This window comes from Stenotrophomonas sp. NPDC077659 (assembly GCF_050268705.1).
Taxonomy (GTDB): domain Bacteria; phylum Pseudomonadota; class Gammaproteobacteria; order Xanthomonadales; family Xanthomonadaceae; genus Stenotrophomonas.
Window position 1 is genome coordinate 16,750 of record NZ_JBNNHG010000020.1, and the last position, 18,630, is coordinate 35,379.

Consider the following 18,630-nt stretch of genomic DNA (forward strand, 5'->3'; position numbering starts at 1 on the left):
GGGATCCCCCCCCCCCCGCTTGGGTTGTATCTGGGGGTGGGTCTTCTCTGGTTTGGCCCGCCCGGGGCCGTCAATATCATGGCTGCCCGCCCCGCCCCCGCCACTACCGTTTTTCGTGCGGATAACGCGCACAAAGATGCGTATTTTGACTGCCACTTAACAACCGATCCCCATTCGCGCGCTGCATTTCGCATCGTCACGCGCGGTCGGTATGCTGTGCGGCATGCAGCCAAAGAAATACGCCCTCCCGCTGATGGTCCTGACCCTGGCCACCACGTCCGTGGTCCATGCGCGCGGCACCATCGACAAGGTGGACATCAACGGACTGGACAAGGGCGACGACGCCGCGATCATCGAGAACATCCAGGAATCGCTGTCGCTGTACGACACCATCGGCAAGGAACAAGGCGAGTCGCGGCTGGAATACCTGCTGTCGCAGGCCGAGCGGCAGACCCGCGAGGCGCTGGAACCATTCGGTTACTACAATCCGGTGATCACCGTGGAAGCACCCCGCCAGGACGAGCGCGTGCAGGTGCATATACGGGTGGAGAAGGGCGAGCCGGTGCGGGTGCGCCGCGAGCACATCGACATCACCGGCCCGGCAATGTACGACCAGTACCTGCAGGACGACATCGCTGCGTTCAAACCGCGCAAGGGCCAGCGCTTCGAGCACACGCAGTACGAAGCCAGCAAGATCACCATCACCCGGCGCCTGGCCGAGCGCGGCTATTTCGACGCCGACTACACCCAGCGCCAGGTGCAGATCACCCGCGCGGAAAACGCGGCCGATATCGACCTGACCTGGGACAGCGGCCGCCGCTACAACATGGGCCCGGTGACCTTCGAGCAGGACTACTTTGTCGACAAACTGTTCGACCCGTTGGTGTACTGGGAACAGGGCAGCTATTTCCACGAAGGCAAGCTGGACCGCCTGCGAGAATCGCTGACCAAGCTCGATTACTTCAGCGTGATCGACATCCAGCCGCGGCCGGACCAGGCCGACGAGAACGGCGAGGTGCCGGTGGACGTGAAGCTGACCCGGGCCAAGCGCACCATCTATACCTCGGGCCTGAGCTACGGCAGCGAGAGTGGCGCGGGTGTGCGCGGTGGTATCGAGCGCCGCTACGTGAACAGCCGCGGCCACAAGATGAACACCCAGCTGGACTATGCGCAGAAGCGCAAGAGCCTGACCAGCACCTACCGCGTGCCGGCGTTCAAGTGGCTTGATGGCTGGTACGGCTTCACCGCCAGCGCCTACGACGAACAGACCGATTACATCGACCTGCGCAACTTCAAGCTGATCGCCAGCCGCAGCGGGCAGATCAACGAGCACTGGACCGCCATCGCCTCGATGAACGCCCTGCGCGAGCGCTGGCGCTATGCCTCGGGCACCGAGTTCACCAACGCGGTCTACAACACCTCCACGCTGGTCTACCCGCAGCTGGTGGCCGACTACGTCAACGTCGATGATCCACTGTTCCCGCGCAGCGGCATCAGCGGCACCGCCACCCTGCGCGGCGGCATCGAGGGCGCCGGTTCGGATACCAGCTTCGTGCAGGCCAATGCCGTGCTGCGCTGGTATATCCCGGTGGGGCAGAGCGACCGCCTGATCCTGCGCGGTGAGGGCGGCACCACCTGGACCAGCGATCTGGTGGCGATGCCGCCGAGCCTGCGCTATTTCGCCGGTGGTGACCGCAGCATCCGGGGTTACGCGTTCCGCGAGGTGGGCCCGCGTACGCCGGCGCCGGACAAATACGCGCTCGGTGCGAAGAACCTGGTGGTCGGTTCGGCCGAGTACGAGCATTACTTCAACGGCGGCCCGTGGGGCGCAGCGGTGTTCGTCGACACCGGCAGCGCGTTCGACAACACCATCGACCTGCACACCGGCGTGGGCTTCGGCGTGCGCTGGAAATCGCCGGTGGGCCCGGTGCGCGTGGACATCGCGCATGGCCTGAACAACCCGGATTCGCAGTTCCAGCTGTACCTGAACATCGGAGCGGACCTGTGAGCGCGCAGACCCCGGACACCCGCACCCCGCCGCCGCCGCGCGTGCGTTTCTACCGCCGCCGCCGCTTCTGGGCGTGGTCGGGCGTGGGCGTGCTGGGCCTGGTGCTGCTGGCCCTGCTGGCGGTGTACTGGCTGCTGCAGACCGTAGCCGGCCGCGATGTGCTGCTGGCGCAGGTGGTGGCGCGGCTGCCGGTCGGTGCCAGTTTTACCTGGGACAAGGTGGAGGGCCCCGTCGCCGGCCCGCTGACCCTGTACAACGTCGATTTCCGCTACGACGACATCCATTTCCACGCCGAGCGCGCGCACCTGGAGCCGGACCTGCGCCCGCTGCTGGGCCGCAAGCTGCTGCTGGACAGGCTGGAACTGACCAACGCCACGCTCAACCTGGCCAAGAGCGATGAGCCGTTCACGCTGCCGTCGTGGCCCGACTCGCTGCCGCAGATCGAGATGCCACTGGCCATCCAGGCCGATGCCATCGCCATCGACGGGTTCCGTATCAGCCAGGCCAACGAACCGGTGATCGACATCGCGCGTGTGCGCGGTGGCATCGAGATCGCCAACGGCGAATTCCAGGCGCGGACGCTGGTCGTGGACAGCGACATGGGCAACTTCACCGCCCAGGGCCGCTACATCCCGGCCAAGGACTACGACACCGACGTGACCGTGACTGCCGTGCTGCCGGCACCGCGTGGGCGTACCGCCGCCAGCCTGGGCCTGGTCGCGCGCGGCAATCTGGCGCACATGGAGGTGGGCGTGGCCGGTCGCGCACCGCAGCCGCTGAAGGCAATGCTGGTGTTCGACGGCCGCACCGACCCGACCTGGAATGCCACCGTACGCAGCGACGAGCTGGATCTGGCGCTGCTGTCGCCGGCGCTGGCCACCTCGGGCATCGCGCCGCTGGCGCTGGATTTCACTGCGGCGGGCAAGGGCGGCAACGCCCACCTGCATGGCCGCGTGAAGCAGGGTGAGCAGGAACTGGAACTGGCACCGTCGGTGGTTTCGCTGCAGGACCAGGTGCTGAAAGTCTCGCCGCTGGTGGTGAAGGGCCTGGGCGGCGAAGCACGCCTGCAGGGCACCGCCGATTTCAGCCAGCAGGACCGGCAGACACTGGATTTCTCGGTGGTGGCGCAGAACCTGACCTGGGTGCCGGCGCCGGACCCGAACACCGCCGGCAGCGCGCCGGTACCGGTGACGCTGAAGGAAGCACGCTTCGGCCTGGCCGGCACGCTGCAGGCGTGGGCGGCGATCGGCCGGGCAGACGTGCAGCGCGAGGAACAGAAGGCACAGCTGCGCTTCGATGTACGCGGCAATGACAAGGCGGCGCAGATCCATCAGCTGCAGGCACAGACCCCGGGCGGTGAACTGCAGGTGGAAGGCCAGGTGGCGTGGGCGCCGCAGCTGGACTGGGATGCCAAGGCCACGCTGAAGGATTTCGATCCCGGCTATTTCGCGCCCGGCTGGAACGGTCGCCTGTCCGGCAACTTCGCTTCCAATGGCCAGCAGCTGCCACCGCCGGCCAACGCGCCAGCGGGCACCGCCGGCACGCTGCAGGCCACGGTGGACCTGCCCTCGCTGAAGGGCACGCTGCGCCAGCGCAACGTCGACGCCCAAGGGAAGTTCGCCCTGCAGGGCGAGCAGGGCCAGGGCGAACTGAAGCTGACCGTCGGCAGCAGCCGGGTGACCGCGTCGGGCAAGGTGGGTGACCGCCTCGACATCGATGCGCGCTTTGAGCCGCTGCAGTTGAGCGACCTGCTGCCTGGTGCCGATGGTGGCCTGCGCGGCCAGGTGCAGGTGGGGGGCCCGCGTGATGCGCCGGACATCACCGCCGACCTGGTCGGCAACAACCTCAACTGGGATGGCTACGGCGCCGAAAGCTTGAGCATCAAGGGCCACCTGCCGTGGCGTGGCGACAGCGGTACGCTGGCGGTGCAGGGCCAGCAGGTCAACGTCGGCATGCTGCTGGAGCGGCTGAACGTGGACGCGCAGGGCAGCGTTTCCAACCTGCGCCTGGCCGCACAGACCCACAACGAGATGGGTGCCATCGAGCTGCAGGGCCGCGTGCGCCAGCAGGGTACGCAGTGGCGTGGTGAACTGGCCACGCTGCGCATCGCACCGGTGAAGGGCGATGCGTGGTCGCTGCGTGCACCGGCGGCGTTTGCGATCAATGGCAGCACGTACACGTTGTCCGAGGCCTGCCTGACCACCACCGGAAATGGCGCGCTGTGTGCGCAGGCCAACTGGCCGCGTCAGGGCGTGGTGGTGCGCAGTGATGCGCTGCCGCTGTCACTGGTGCAGCCGTGGCTGCCACCGCAGTCCGGCCGTCGCATCTACCTGCGCGGTGATGTCAGCCTGGATGCGCAGATCCGCCCGCGCGCCAATGCCTGGGAAGGCCACGTGGAAGTGCGCTCGAAGGAAGGCGGCGTGCGCCTGGGCGAGCTGCGCAGCATCGGCACCGACACCACCCGCGGTGAGCTGGTGCGCTACGACCAGTTCTCGCTGAAGCTGGACATGACCCCGGCCAGCATCAAGGGCTACCTGGGCATGGGCTTCCAGGGCAACGGCTTCGTCGATGCGAAGATGCAGACCGGCTGGGAGGCCAGTGCGCCGTTGAATGGCGAGCTCTATCTCAACATGTCGCGGCTGTACTGGCTGGAGCTGTTCTCGCCGGACATCGTGCGCCCCACCGGCCTGATCGAGGGTCACGTGAGCCTGCGCGGCACGCGTGGCCAGCCGTCGCTGGGCGGCGATGCGACGCTGAGCAACTTCAAGGGTGAGTTCCCGGCGCTGGGCCTGACCTTCGACCAGGGCAAGGGCAGCTTTGTCGCCCAGCCCGATGGTTCGGCCAAGATCACCGCCCAGGCCAATTCGGGCCAGGGCACGCTGTATGTCGACGGTGGCCTGTCCTGGTTCGGCGATGCGCAGCCGCTGCAGCTGAAGATCCACGGCGAGAACGTGCTGGTGTCCAACACCAGCGAACTGCGCATCGTCGCCAACCCCAACCTCGATTTCACCCTGGCCAAGGCGGCGATGGAGCTGCGCGGCACTGTCACCGTGCCCGAGGCCGACATCGACCTGGAACGCCTGGACCGTGGCACCTCGGTGTCCGAGGACGTGGTGGTGCTGGACCCGGCCGACCCGGAAGAGTCGCGCACCTCGCCGCTGGACATGGACCTGACCGTGAGCCTGGGCGACAAGGTGAAGATGACCGGCTTTGGCCTGAAGGGCGGGCTGACCGGCAAGATGCAGGTCTGGGCCAAGCCCGGCCGTGAGATGACCGCCAACGGCGGGCTTGAGGTGAGCGGCCGCTACAAGGCCTATGGCCAGGACCTGACCATCACCCGCGGCAACCTCAACTGGAACTACAACGCGGTCTCCGATCCGCGCATCAACATCCGCGCCGAGCGCCGCATCGGCGATGTCACCGCCGGCATCGACGTGACCGGCCGCGCACAGCAGCCGCGTGCGGATGTGTGGTCCGATCCGGCGATGTCGCAGTCCGAAGCGCTGGCCTACCTGGTGCTGGGCCGCAGCCTGACCAATGCCAGCAGCGACCAGACCCAGCAGGTCAACGCGGCTTCGGCGGCGCTGTCGGCCGGCAGCGGGCTGCTGGCCTCGCAGCTGGGTGCCAAGCTGGGCCTGGACGATGCCGGCGTGAGCCAGTCGCGCGCGCTGGGCGGTTCGGTGATCGGGTTTGGCAAGTACATCTCGCCCAAGCTGTACGTCGGCTACGGCGTATCGATGGTCGGCGCCGGTTCGGTGCTGACCCTGAAGTACCTGCTGCGCCGCGGCTTCGACGTGGAAGTGGAATCGAGCACGGTGGAAAACCGTGGTTCGCTGAACTGGCGTCGCGAGAAATGATCTGGTCGGGGTCAGAGCCCTTTGCGGTGCAAAGGGATCCGACCCCCGGCGGGAAGTAGAGCCACGCCATGCGTGGCTGCGCCGGGGCATCAGATCGGGGTCGGAGCCCTTTCGTTGAAAGGGATCCGACCCCTCAGCGGTTGAACCAGCGCAGCTCGCCGCGGTGGACGTACAGGTCCTTTGCCCAGTAGACCAGGGCCATGACCAGCGCAGGCACGATCAGCACGATGGCGATCATCATGCCGGCACCCCAGGCCTTCTGCCCGGCTGGCGCACAGCGCTGCACGAAGCGCTGGCCAGCCATGCTCAGCACCCCCGCGCTGGCCATGGGCAGCACGAGCAGCGCGGTGAATGGATCCCCGGTGGTATTCAACAGCGTGAGATGGAAGGCACCCATCACCGCAGCAACCGCCAGTGGAACCGTCAGGATGCGCAATCCCGGCAGGAAGGCGGGAACGTGCTCCGGCAGTGATTGCCAGCGAATGAGCGCACGTATCGATCGGGTTGCCAGCCACAGGCCAGGGGCCAGCAGCACGGCAGCCGCGATCATCAGCGCCGCGCGCTGGCCGCCCTCCAGCGCGCCATCTTCCGAGGCCGGCAGCGGCCAGCTGGCGACTACGGCCCAGGTACAGAGCAGCCCGAGGACCAGCGCGACCAGCAGGGCCCGCAGGCCACCGGCCTGCCAATGGATGGCATCGCCCTCGCGGCCGAAGCGCGACCAGAACGCCACCTGGCCTGCATCCAGACCCGGTGGCAGGCGCAGGTCGTGCCAGTAGCCCAGCGCTGCCAGCAGGCTGATCGCCTGGTGCGCGCGCGACGGCTGCAGCGTACTCAGCAGGTTGCGCCAGGCCGGGCGGTGCTCGCGCAGGCTGGGAAGCACATCGCTGCCGGGCACCAACAGCGTCTCGCTGATCTCCGAGTACCGCCTCGCCAGTGCCGGCGCACCGGCAGGTGACAGCAGCCAGTGTTGTTCGCAGCGGCGCGCCACGGCATCCAGCCAGTGCAGGTCCATGCCCTGCACGGGGTCATCCCAGCCGAAGCATTCGGCGAGTGCATCGAAGGTGATGCGTGGCAGGGCCGGTTCGTGCGTCACCAGCCGCTGCAGCAGGGCGTGGCCGATGTGATGCTTGCCGCGCAGTGACCACAGCTCCGGTTGCTGCTGCAGGGCCTGCTGCAGCAGTGCCGTATCGCGGCGGCCGGCCACGGCCAGCAGCTGCGCGGCGATGGCATCGTGGTCCACGTCGTCCGTCGGTGCCGGTGGCGCGTCGTCGGCCGCTGGCCGCGTTGCATCCCCGCCCAGCTGCGCCAGTGCGGCCTGGTAGGCAGCGTGCAGCTGCTGGAATGCCACCGGATCATCTTCGGGCCGCGTCAGCCGCAGCTGCGTTGCATAGGCGCGCTTGATGGTGCGTTCGTCGGCATCGGCATCCAGGCCGAGGCGCTGCATCCAGTCACTCACCCGCGCCGGCCCAGCACATTGCGCCAGACGTCCCAGCCCCAGAACACCAAGGCGGCCACCAGCGCCAGTTCGGCATGCAGCATGCCCAGCATCAGCAGCTTCACGAAGGGCAGCATGGCCAGCAGCATCCACCCGTTGAAGTGGATTTCCAGCTGGCTGCGTCGCCACCAGCGCCAGACCGCCAGGCCCAGCACCGGCCACGCAAGCAGGGTGCCCGCCGAACGCAGGTTCCACCCGTGCATCATCATCGCCGACACGGCCACCAGCAGCGGCACCGGCAGCAGTGCCACCCGCGGTGATCGGGACAGGTGCTCGTCCTGCACCTGCCAGTGCAGGAACGTCTGCACGATGGGGGCGACCGCGCCCAGCAGCGTCAGCCCCAGCCCGGCGTACAACGCTACCCGTGCGTAGGTGGCGATCGGATGGATGCCGGCAGCGCTGTCATCCGTGGCAAGCCGGCCCAGCACGCCCACCGCCAGCACCAGCAGCGCGGCGATGACCGCGCACGCGACGCCGCGCAGCAGGCCCTGCAGGAGCCGCTCGCGGTTCAAGCGGTGCACCGCGCCGATCTCGCGCCAGAACGCGACCTGCCGCACCTGCAGCGGTGCCGGAACCTGATCGGCGTCATCGATGCCCAGTGCGTCCAGGGTCTGGTTGAGGTCGCGCCCGCGCCGGGGTGACACGGAGGTGAGCAGTGCCTGCCAGTGATTCCACGGACGCGACAGCCAGGCCATGTGCGCGCGGGCCGTTGCCGGCGGGTTGGGCAGGTCGCAGCGCTGCAGCAGCTCGGCCAGGCGGTGGTGGTTGCCTGGCTGCACGATCCAGCGACGGTGCATCTGCATGCGCTGCGCATCCAGTGCATAAGGGTCCACGCTGCTGCCGATCTCGTCCCAGCCGAACACTTCGGCCAGCAGATCAACGTTGTCAGGCTGCATCGGCTCGGCACTGCAGAACAACGCTTCCAGCAGGGCATCGCCGATCCGCGGCTTCCACTGCAGCGACCACAGTTCCGGCTGTTGTGCCAGCCACGCCTGCAGCGCTTCCGGCTGCTGCTGTACGGCTTCGGCGAGGATGCGGTCAGCAATGGCTTCCACGTCCATGCCAGCAGTAGATTGCACGGGTTCGACCGCCGACGCTGAGGATTGCAGCGGCGCGTCCGGTTCGCCGCCGGGCCACGCTGCGTCCTGCGGGTCGCGATCCTTCGCCCATGCCAGCGCGGCCTGGTAGGCCTCATGCAGCTGCTGGAACGCGACCGGGTCATCGTCGGGGCGAGTGACCCGCAGGCGCTGCGCGTAGGCGCGCTTGATCGCACGTTCGTCGGCGTCCTGGTCCAGCTCCAGCAGCTCCAGGCCCCAACTCATGCATCGCGCTCCAGCATGTCCAGCGCCTGCGACAGTTCGCGGCGCTGCTGCTCGATGTGGTGCACGTCCTGGCCGTCCAGTGCGTGGCGGAACTTCATCAGCCAGCCCTGCAGCGTGTCGCGGTGGTGGATGAATTCCTCGTACAGGCGCTCGGCGCGGGCCACTACGGCCAGGTTCTGCTGGGTATCGCGCGGGTGGATCTTCAGGTCCTGCAGGGCGGCCAGGCGCTGCTTGATCTCCTCGGCCGACAGCAGGCCCGGGTTCTGTTCCAGGATCAGTTCATGGCGCAGGCCGCTGGCATCCTCGGTGACTTCCACCTGCAGCAGGCCATTGATGTCGTAGGTGAAGCGGGTGGTGATGCCGCGCTCTTCCAACGGACCGCGATGGGTCAGCGGCACGCGCAGCTCCCCCAGCTTGATGTTGCGGTCCACGGTCGGGCTCTCGCCCTGGTAGATGTCGATCAGGACCTCGCGCTGGCTCTCCAGGATGGGAAAGAAGCGGTCTTCGCGACTGACCGGCACCACGCTGTTGCGCTGGATGATGGGATGGAAGTAGCCACCGCGCGACTGCCCATCGGCGGTGCGGCGCGATACCTGGGTACCCAGCGTGTAGGGGCAGACGTCGGTCAGCACCACTTCGCGCAGGGCCTCGTCGCGTGCCTTCAGGCCGGCGGCGACGGTGGCGCCCAGGGCGATGGCGTGGTCCGGATGGACATGGCGCAGCGGCAGCCGGCCGAACATGCGGGTGACCAGGCGGCTGACCATCGGCATGCGTACTGCACCGCCCACCAGCACGATGTCGTCCAGCGCGTCCGGCTGCAGGCGCGCATCACGGATGGCGCGCTCGATCGGGCCGCGCATGCGCTGCAGCAGGGGTTCGCACAGCTGGGCAAAACCGGCTTCGTCCAGTTCCCAGCGCAGCTGGCGCTCGCCCAGGGCCAGCTCCAGCGTGTGGTTGCCGCTGTGGCCCAGCTCGCGCTTGAAGCGTTCCAGATGGCGCAGCAGCTGCGCCTTCTCGCTGTCGGCCAGCGTGGCCAGGTCCAGCCGCTGGTCGGCCAGCAGGGCATCGAGCAGCACGCGCGAGAAATCCTCGCCGCCCAGGAAGTTGTCACCGGCACTGGCATGCACTTCGACCACGCCGTCGAACAGTTCCAGGATCGATACATCGAAGGTGCCGCCGCCCAGGTCCAGCACCAGCACCCGGCCTTCGCCCTCGCGCTGCTGCAGGCCATAGGCCAGCGCCGCTGCAGTGGGTTCGTTGATCAGGCGTTCGACACGGACACCGGCCAGTTCGCCGGCCGTGCGCGTGGCCTTGCGCTGCGCATCGGAGAAGTACGCCGGTACGCTGATCACCGCCTCTTCCACCTTCTGCCCCAGCGCGGCCTCGGCATCGGCCAGCAACGAGCGCAGCACCAGCGCCGACAGCTCCTCGGGGCGGAAGCTGCGGTTTCCCAGGCGGGTCTGCCGGTCGGTGCCCATCCAGCGCTTGAAGTTGGCCACGCTGTGGGCCGGATGGCTGACCAGGCGGTCGCGGGCCGGCTGCCCGACCAGCACCGCGCCATCGGCCAGGCTGACCACCGAGGGCGTCAGCAGCTCGCCATGTGCGTTGGGGAACAGCCGACCGCCGCCTGCCTCGTAGATGCCCACCAGCGAATGGGTGGTGCCCAGGTCGATACCGACGATCATGCTGCTTCCCTGACTGCATGTGATGGAACGCCGATTGTAGGGCGTGAACGTGGCCGATGAACGCGCCACCCCCAACCATCGGCCGTTGCCCCGCCCGCCCCCAGCGGCTATGGTCCCGGGCTGTTCTGTACTGCCGGAAACGCCGATGTCTGCCCGCAAAACTCTTCCTGCCGCCCTGGCCCTGGGCCTGACCCTCGCCGCAGGCGCCCACGCCGATGAAGGCATGTGGATGCCGACCCAGCTGCCGGAGCTGGCCAAGCCGCTGAAGGCGGCCGGTTTCAAGGGCAACCCGGCCGAGCTGGCCAACGTCACCGCACCGCCGCTGAGCGCGGTCGTGCGTGCCGGCGGTGGCACGGCCTCGTTCGTTTCCGCCGATGGCCTGCTGCTGACCAACCACCACGTGGCGATGGGCGTGATCCAGTACAACAGCTCGCCCGAGCACAACCTCATCAACGATGGCTTCATCGCCCAGGGCCGCGCCGACGAGCGCCCGGCCAACCCGGATTTCCGCGTGCTGGTCACCGTCGGCTTCGACAAGGTGACCGACCAGGTGCTGGCCCAGGCCAAGGGCAAGACCGGCCGTGCCTACTTTGATGCCGTCGATGCGGCCAGCAAGCAGATCGTGGCCGAGTGCGAGAAGGACGGCAGCGTGCGCTGTTCGGTGGCCAACATGTACTACGGCACCGATTTCTACCGCATCGCCCAACTGGAACTGAGCGACGTGCGCCTGGTCTACGCGCCGCCGCGCGCGATCGGCAACTACGGCGATGAGATCGACAACTTCATGTGGCCGCGCCACACCGGCGATTTCACCCTCCTTCGCGCCTACGTCGGCAAGGATGGCAAGCCGGCCGCCTACAGCAAGGACAACGTGCCCTACCAGGCGCCGGCGCACCTGCAGATGTCGGTGCAAGGCCCGAAGGAAGGCGATTACGCGATGCTGGCCGGCTACCCGGGCATCACCTACCGCCACCGCACCGCGGCCGAATTCGCCGGCCAGATCGACACCGTGCTGCCGCGCCGCGTATCGGTGTTCCAGCAGATGATCGACACCATCGAAGCGGCCAGCGCCAATGATGCGCAGGCACGCACCCGCTACGCCTCGCAGCTGCAGTCGCTGAAGAACAACCGCAAGCGCGCTGCCGGTGAACTGGAAGGCCTGCTGCGCAGCGATGCCAAGGCCCAGCGTGCGGCCGACGAAAGCGCCATGCTGGCCGCCACCGACCGCCGCTACCAGGCCGACATCAAGGCGCTGCTGGCCAACCTGTCGCAGGGTGCGGCCGTGGGCGAGCGTGACCTGCTGCTGGACCAGATGGCCCTGCAGACCCAGCTGCTGCGTTCGGCGCTGCTGCTGGAACGCCTGCGCATCGAATCGGCCAAGCCGGACGCGCAGCGCGAGACGGGCTACCAGCAGCGCGACCAGGCGATGATCGAGGGCGTGCTGAAGCAGGTACAGCGCCGCTACGCGCCGGACGTGGAGAAGGCCCTGCTGACGAGCCTGCTGACCCGATACCAGCAGCTGCCGGACGCGCAGCGCGTGGCCGAGTTCGATGCCGCCTTCGGGCGCACCCCCGCGCAGCTGGCCAAGGCGCTGGACAGCCTGTACGCCGGCACCCAGCTGGGTGACGAGGCACAGCGCCTGTCCCGCTTCGCCGCCGCCCGCGAAGGCAAGGCCCTGGCGGCCGATCCGCTGATCGCCGTGGCCGGCCCGCTGGTGGCTGCGCAGCTGCGCATCGAGAACGAGAGCAAGACCCGCGAAGGCGAGCAGCTGCGCCTGCGCCCGGCCTACATGCAGGCGCTGTTTGCCTGGCGTGCCAAGCAGGGCCGCGCGGTCTACCCCGATGCCAACCGCACCCTGCGCATCAGCTACGGCAAGGTGGAAGCACTGCACCCGCGTGACGGCGTGACCTACGCGCCGGTGACCACGGTGGCCGGCATCGTCGAGAAGAACACCAACGCCTACCCGTTCGATGCACCCAAGCCGCTGCTGGCAGCGATTGCCAAGGGCGATTTCGGCAGCACCGCCGACCCGGTGCTGAAGACCCAGACGGTCAACTTCCTGACCAACCTGGACACCACCGGCGGCAATTCCGGCTCGCCGGTGCTCAATGCCAAGGGCGAACTGATCGGCCTGAACTTCGACAGCAACTGGGAATCGGTCAGCGCCAGCTGGTGGTTCGACCCGCGCTTCAAGCGTGCCGTGCACGTGGACATGCGCTACCTGCGCTGGCTGCTGGCCAAGGTCTACCCGGCGCCGGAGCTGCTGAAGGAAATGGGCGTGCCGGCGGAATAACGCCGGTTGCTGGTGGGTGCCCATTGATTCCCGGTAGGTGCCCACCGTTGGTGGGCACGGACACCCCTGTCACGACCAACGGTCGTGACCTACCAGAATGCCCAACGGTCGTGATCTACTGGCCCCTGTCCTGACGGAAACGCGCGCGTGGTCTCCAGCTGGATCCTGCTGCTGGTCTCGGTTGCCTATGCCGCGCTGCTGTTCGGCGTGGCCTGGTGGGGCGACCGTCGGCCGATGTACCCCGACCGGCCCTGGTTGCGGCCGGTCGTCTACAGCCTCGCCCTGGCGGTGTACTGCTCGTCGTGGACCTTCTACGGTGCGGTCGGTACCGCGGTGCGCCATGGCATCGGCTACCTGCCGATCTACATCGGCCCACTGCTGATGCTGCTGTTCGGCTGGCGCATCATCGAGCGCCTGGCGCTGGTGGCGCGCAGCCAGAACGTGGTGTCCATCGCCGACTTCATCTCCTCGCGCTTCGGCCGCTCGCGGCGGCTGGCCGCGCTGGTGGCGATCATCGCCCTGATCGGCATCGTTCCGTACCTGGCCCTGCAGTACAAAGCGGTGGCGATGAGCCTGCAGGTGCTGACCGGCAACACCGGCCCCACCGGCTTCTTCACCGACCCGGCGCTGTATGTGGCGCTGCTGATGGCCCTGTTTGCGACCCTTTTTGGCACCCGCCAGGTGGATGCCACCGAGCACCATCACGGCATGATGCTGGCCATCGCCTTCGAATCGGTCATCAAGCTGCTGGCGATGCTGGCGGTGGGTGTGTTTGCCTACCTGTGGCTGAGCAACCGCACCGATGCGGTGGTGCAGTCGGTGCATACCCTGTTCACCGGCCTGCCGCCGGTGGGTTTCATCTCGCAGACGCTGCTCAGTTTCCTGGCCATCATCTGCCTGCCGCGGCAGTTTCATGTGGCGGTGGTCGAGTGCGGCGACGTGCGCGATGTGCGCCGCGCGCGCTGGATGTTCGGCGGCTACCTGGTGCTGATCTCGGCGATGGTGCTGCCGATCGCCACCGCGGGCGTCACCCTGTTCGGTACCGGCGGCAGTGTTGCCGACGATGCGATGGTGCTGGCCCTGCCGCTGGCCGAAGGCCGCAACGCGCTGGCGCTGATCGCCTACGTGGGCGGGTTCTCGGCGGCGACCGGCATGGTCATCGTGGCCTCCATCGCGCTGGCCACCATGGTCAGCAACGACCTGGTGATGCCGGTGCTGCTGCGCCGCAGCGGCGACCACCAGGAAGCCGCCGACATGGCCTCGCGCGTGTTGTGGATCCGCCGTATGGCGATCCTGCTATTGGCGCTGATGGCCTACAGCTACTACCGCAGCAGCAGCAATGACAGCACCCTGGCCTCGTATGGCCTGATGGCCTTCGCGGCCGTGGCGCAGTTCGCGCCGGGCCTGATCGGCGGACTTTACTGGCGCGGTGCCAGCCGCCTGGGCGTCGAGGCCGGCATGGTGCTGGGTTTTGCCACCTGGATGTACACCCTGCTGCTGCCGGCAATGACCATGGCCGGCTGGGTCGACGCGACCTGGGTGCAGCATGGACCGTTCGGCGTGGCGTGGCTGCGCCCGCAGCAGCTGTTCGGCATGACCGGCTGGGACCCGCTCACCCACGGCACGTTCTGGTCGTTGCTGGTGAACGCGGCCACGATGATGCTGGTGTCCGCGCGCTGGCGTCCCGGCGTGGACGAGCGCCTGCGTGCCGCGCCCTTCCTCGATCCCTATGCCGAGCGGCCTTCGGTGGCCGGCGGCTGGCCGGGCCATGTGCACGTGGGCGATCTGCTGGCGCTGGCCTCGCGCGTGGTCGGCGAGCGCCATGCGCGACGTTCCTTCTACGAACAGGCGCAGTCGCTGGACCGCGAACTGCAGTCGTCGGCACCGGCGGACCGCCCATGGGTGCAGTTCACCGAGCGCCTGCTGGCCGCCTCGATCGGTGCCGCCTCTGCGCGCCTGCTGCTGACCAGCCTGCTGCGCGGCTCGGGCATGGACCTGGGCGAGGTGGTGGCGGTGCTGGACGAAGCAGGGCAGGAGCTGCGCTTCAACCGCGAGATCCTGTCCACCACGCTGGAAAACATCAGCGCGGGGGTCAGCGTGGTCGACCCGGACATGCGCCTGACCGCGTGGAACCGCCGCTACCAGGACATGTTCGGCTACCCCGACGGCATGCTGTACGTGGGCCGGCCGGTGGCCGATCTGATCCGTTACAACGCCGAACGCGGTGAACTGGGCGAGGGTGATATCGAAGTGCAGATCAACCGCCGCATCGGCTACATGCGCGCCGGTTCACCGCACGTGTTCGAGCGCACCCGCAGCGACGGCAAGGTGATCGAGATGCGCGGCCAGGCACTGCCTGGCGGCGGCTACGTGACCAGCTATAACGACATCACCGACTACAAGCATGCGGAAAAGGCGCTGCTGGAAGCCAATGAAACACTGGAACAGCGCGTGGCCGAGCGTTCGCATGAGGCGGAAGTCGCGCAGCAGTCCAAGACCCGCTTCCTGGCGGCGATCAGCCACGACGTGCTGCAGCCGCTGAACGCCGCGCGCCTGTTCGCCTCGGCACTGCGTGACAGCGACCATGTGAGCGACGAGCAGAAGCATCTGGCCGAACGCGTGGATGCCTCGCTGCGTGCGGCCGAAGAGCTGCTGGACGGCCTGCTGGACGTGTCCCGGCTGGATGCCGGCGGCCTGCACCCGGTGATCGGCGAGTTCGACGTGAGTGCGCTGATGCGCGAACTGGCTGCGCAGTACACGCCGGTGGCGGCCGGCCGTGGGTTGCGCCTGGACCTGTTCGCGCGTACCACCTGGGTGCGCAGTGACCGCCGCCTGCTGCGCCGCGTGCTGCAGAACTTCCTGGCCAATGCGCTGCGCTACACGCGCCAGGGCCGCATCGTGCTGGCCGTGCGCCAGCGCGGCGACGAAGTGGAACTGCAGGTGTGGGACACCGGCCCGGGCATTCCCGAGCACCACATGCGGCAGATCTTCGATGAGTTCCATCGCTACCAGCAGCCCTTCGACTGGGGCGAGCAGGGGCTGGGCCTGGGCCTGTCGATCTGCCAGCGCATCTCGCGCCTGCTCGATCACCGCCTCAATGCCCGCAGCCGGGTTGGCAGCGGGTCGATGTTCTCGATCATCCTGCCGCGCGTTGCGCCGCTGCCCGGCTACAGCGAGCCCCTGCTGCCCGCCCAGGCCGCCGCGCCACCGGTGCACAGTGATTCGCTGGCTGGCCTGCGCGTGCTGTGCGTGGACAACGACGAGGAGATCCTGGACGGCATGCGCGCGCTGCTGGGCCGTTGGCAGGTGCAGGTGATCACTGCATCGACCGTCGACCAGGCGCTGGAAAAGGTGGCCGAGCAGCCACAGGTGATGCTGGTGGATTACCACCTGCACGACCGCATGGATGGCCTGGATGCGCTGGTGGCGCTGCGCGAAGCCGCCGGTTACCCGTTGCCCGGTGCGCTGCTGACCGCTGACGGCCGCGATGAACTGAAGCGGATGGCACGTGAACGCGGCTACCGCGTGCTGACCAAGCCGATCAAGCCGGCCTCGCTGCGCGCCTTCCTGGGCGCGCTGCGGGATGCGGGAAGCAGCTGATCGCGGGTGCAGGCCGCTGCGGGGGCAGGCACTTTTCAGAATTGTTGAATGGTCAATGCCGGTGACAGACGCCGATAGTGGCAGGTCCCGTCCGATGGAGAACGTTCCATGCCGCCTGTGCCCCCGACCGATCCGGCGGCAGCGCTACCCCCGGCATCTGCCCATGCATGGCGTCCGCCCGCTCCGGCTCCCGCGCCGCGTGCGTTCGCCGCGTCCCTGCGGAGCGTGTTGAACTGCCGCCTGCAGGACCCTGCTGCACTGCCGCTGGCATTGACGGTGGGGGCTGCTACCGGCGCGCTGGTGGCGGCACTGGCCAGTGTGTTCACGCCCACTGCAAGCCTGCTTGACGGCAGCGCCTTCGGCATGGGCCTGGCCGCCTTTGCGGTGGGCGGCCGGGTGGACAACGAGCAGTTGACCCGGGAACACCGCGAACGCTGGGATTACCTCAACCAGCACCCGGAGATGCGCCGGGTCATCCAGCAACGGGGCCTCACGTTCGATGATGTGGTGGCGGTGGGCGTGCAGCACGCGATCGTGACGCGCCGGGTCGCCGAGGCCATGGACGCGCTGCAGACCGTGTGCCGAGCGCATGGGCTGCTATTGAGTACGCAGATGGAGCGTGCGCTGGGCGTGTTCTACATCACCCATTGTGCGGATTCGGCGTTGCTGCTGATCGCAGGCCTGCAGCATCAGGGCATCTATCTGGCGGCCGTGGACGATGCCATCAAGCCCGAGGTCGACGCGCTGCTGGCCGCCGGACGCCTGCCGGGCCCGGTACTGCGCAACAGTGGCGCGGCCTTCATGCGGCTGGACGAAGTCAACCGCCTGCTGCAGGATGGCGCGGACTTCGATGTGCGCTGCCTGGACCGCGAGTGGCGGGTGGAAGTCCGATCGTCACCGCAGCGTGCGGACGAGGCGGCGGCGGAAGTTCTCCACGCGGCTGCAGCCGATACCGGGCCGACGCCCGCAGGCACGTTCGAAACCGGCGAGGTGGTGCAGGTGCGCCGCCGCCATCAAGCGACCGCGCGACCGGCGCGCGAGGGGGCGCCGTTGCCCACGCCCGCGGCACCTGCTGCCCCGTCCGGAGTGACCGTGCGGTGGGGAACGACGTTGCTGGAGCAACTGGCTGGCATGGCCCGCAACGGCGTAACCCACCGCGATCTGCGCAAGATCAGCGAGGACCTCGCCCATGGACGCGTGAATGGGCATCCGGTCATCGTCAACGGACATCGCTACACCGCCAGCGACATCAACATCGAGGGCGCGTCCGGGCGAGGCCGCTGGCGCCTGCTGCATCGTCGCGATGGCGCGGGGCACGAACTGGTGGGCATCGTCGACTATCACGGCCAGCGCTCGCAGTGGTGGACCGGCTGAGCGGCGGGATTCAGGGTAGCGCCAGGATACGGAAACTGATGTAGAGCCGAGCCTGCGCTCGGCTCACGCGCGCTGCGCGCCCGCCTTTCCCGCCGATATAGCATTCGCTATACAAACCAGCCCGGCCTGCGCGTTTACCCGGAAATGCACCACGCGCAGATCACGATGCTAAGCTTCGCGTCCCCTTGGGGAGTAGCCGGATTCCTGCGCAGGAATCGTCCACGTCAACATACTCGGCCAGTGCGCCGTGGCGTGGACAACCATGATGGTTGGCGAGACCAGCGGCCCGCGCGCGCAACGTCAGGTTGGGCGCGAGCGCGAGCCGTGCGTCCGTCCTTGCCCGACCTCCAGCAGCCGCCAATGTCTCCTGTTTCAATCCTCCTGATCGGCTTCGCCATGTCCACCGATGCCTTCGCTGCTGCGATCGGCAAGGGTGCGGCCATGCGCAAGCCGGTGTTCCGCGATGCACTTCGCGCTGGCATCATCTTCGGTGTCATCGAGGCGATCACGCCCATCATCGGCTGGCTGCTCGGCCGCGCCGCTCTGCAGTACGTGGAAGCCTTCGACCACTGGATCGCCTTCGGCCTGCTGGCCGCGCTCGGCCTCCACATGATCTACAACGGCGTGCGCCCGGACAGCGGCGAAGAAGACGATCCCTCGCAGCACCACGGCTTCTGGAAGCTGGCATTGACCGGTTTCGCCACCAGCATCGACGCAATGGCCGTGGGCATCGGCCTGGCCTTCATGGACGTGCATATTGGTGTGATGGCTGCGGTCATCGGCCTGTGTACGCTGACCATGGTCACTGCTGGCATCATGCTCGGACGTGTGCTGGGCAGCATGGTCGGCAAGCGTGCCGAGATCATTGGCGGCGTGATTCTGGTGATCATTGGTTCGACGATCCTGTACGAACACCTGCACGGCGTGGCGTAAGACGTAGCTGTAGAGCCGAGCCTGCGCTCGGCTCACGCGCGTAGCGCGGGCCTCGGGCGAAAT

General features: G+C 67.9%; 9 protein-coding genes and 1 riboswitch. Of the genes, 6 read left to right on the forward strand and 3 right to left on the reverse strand.

What is annotated here, in order from left to right; translation table 11 throughout:
* Positions 1–211 precede the first annotated feature (211 nt).
* Both ACQKDV_RS05050 and ACQKDV_RS05055 read left to right on the forward strand, forming a co-directional pair.
* Positions 212–2,008 (forward strand): autotransporter assembly complex protein TamA, encoded by a 1,797-nt coding sequence (locus tag ACQKDV_RS05050; protein ID WP_427782691.1) that lies wholly within the window; start codon positions 212–214, stop codon positions 2,006–2,008.
* Positions 2,005–5,865 carry a translocation/assembly module TamB domain-containing protein gene (locus ACQKDV_RS05055; protein WP_427782692.1) on the forward strand — a complete coding sequence of 1,287 codons (3,861 nt, stop codon included), beginning with the start codon at positions 2,005–2,007 and terminating at the stop codon, positions 5,863–5,865. Before ACQKDV_RS05050 ends, ACQKDV_RS05055 begins: the two co-directional genes overlap by 4 nt.
* 133 nt (positions 5,866–5,998) lie before the next feature.
* On the opposite strand, the gene ACQKDV_RS05060 is transcribed toward ACQKDV_RS05055, so the two are convergent.
* From ACQKDV_RS05060 to ACQKDV_RS05070, 3 genes are read right to left on the reverse strand one after another with little or no spacing between them, the layout of a single operon-like run.
* Positions 5,999–7,309, reverse strand: coding sequence for a hypothetical protein (locus ACQKDV_RS05060; protein WP_427782693.1), 1,311 nt, complete (start codon positions 7,307–7,309; stop codon positions 5,999–6,001).
* Between the two features lie 8 nt (positions 7,310–7,317).
* A complete protein-coding gene (locus tag ACQKDV_RS05065) occupies positions 7,318–8,682 on the reverse strand; it encodes a J domain-containing protein (protein WP_427782694.1) in 1,365 nt (454 codons plus the stop codon).
* Positions 8,679–10,367 carry an Hsp70 family protein gene (locus tag ACQKDV_RS05070; protein WP_427782695.1) on the reverse strand — a complete coding sequence of 563 codons (1,689 nt, stop codon included), beginning with the start codon at positions 10,365–10,367 and terminating at the stop codon, positions 8,679–8,681. Before ACQKDV_RS05070 ends, ACQKDV_RS05065 begins: the two co-directional genes overlap by 4 nt.
* Positions 10,368–10,512: 145 nt before the next feature.
* Here ACQKDV_RS05070 and ACQKDV_RS05075 point away from each other — a divergent pair, with 145 nt between their 5' ends.
* From ACQKDV_RS05075 to ACQKDV_RS05090, 4 genes are all read left to right on the forward strand, one after another.
* Positions 10,513–12,660 (forward strand): S46 family peptidase, encoded by a 2,148-nt coding sequence (locus ACQKDV_RS05075; RefSeq protein WP_427782696.1) that lies wholly within the window; start codon positions 10,513–10,515, stop codon positions 12,658–12,660.
* 147 nt (positions 12,661–12,807) lie between these two features.
* Positions 12,808–16,260, forward strand: a complete 3,453-nt coding sequence (locus ACQKDV_RS05080) for a hybrid sensor histidine kinase/response regulator (RefSeq protein ID WP_427782697.1) — start codon at positions 12,808–12,810, stop codon at positions 16,258–16,260.
* Between the two features lie 228 nt (positions 16,261–16,488).
* Positions 16,489–17,634 (forward strand): hypothetical protein, encoded by a 1,146-nt coding sequence (locus tag ACQKDV_RS05085; protein ID WP_427782698.1) that lies wholly within the window; start codon positions 16,489–16,491, stop codon positions 17,632–17,634.
* 181 nt (positions 17,635–17,815) lie between these two features.
* Positions 17,816–17,905: riboswitch (yybP-ykoY riboswitch) on the forward strand.
* An 89-nt stretch (positions 17,906–17,994) separates the two neighbouring features.
* Complete coding sequence (locus tag ACQKDV_RS05090) at positions 17,995–18,567, forward strand: manganese efflux pump MntP family protein (protein WP_427782699.1); 573 nt, start codon at positions 17,995–17,997, stop codon at positions 18,565–18,567.
* Positions 18,568–18,630: the final 63 nt, after the last annotated feature.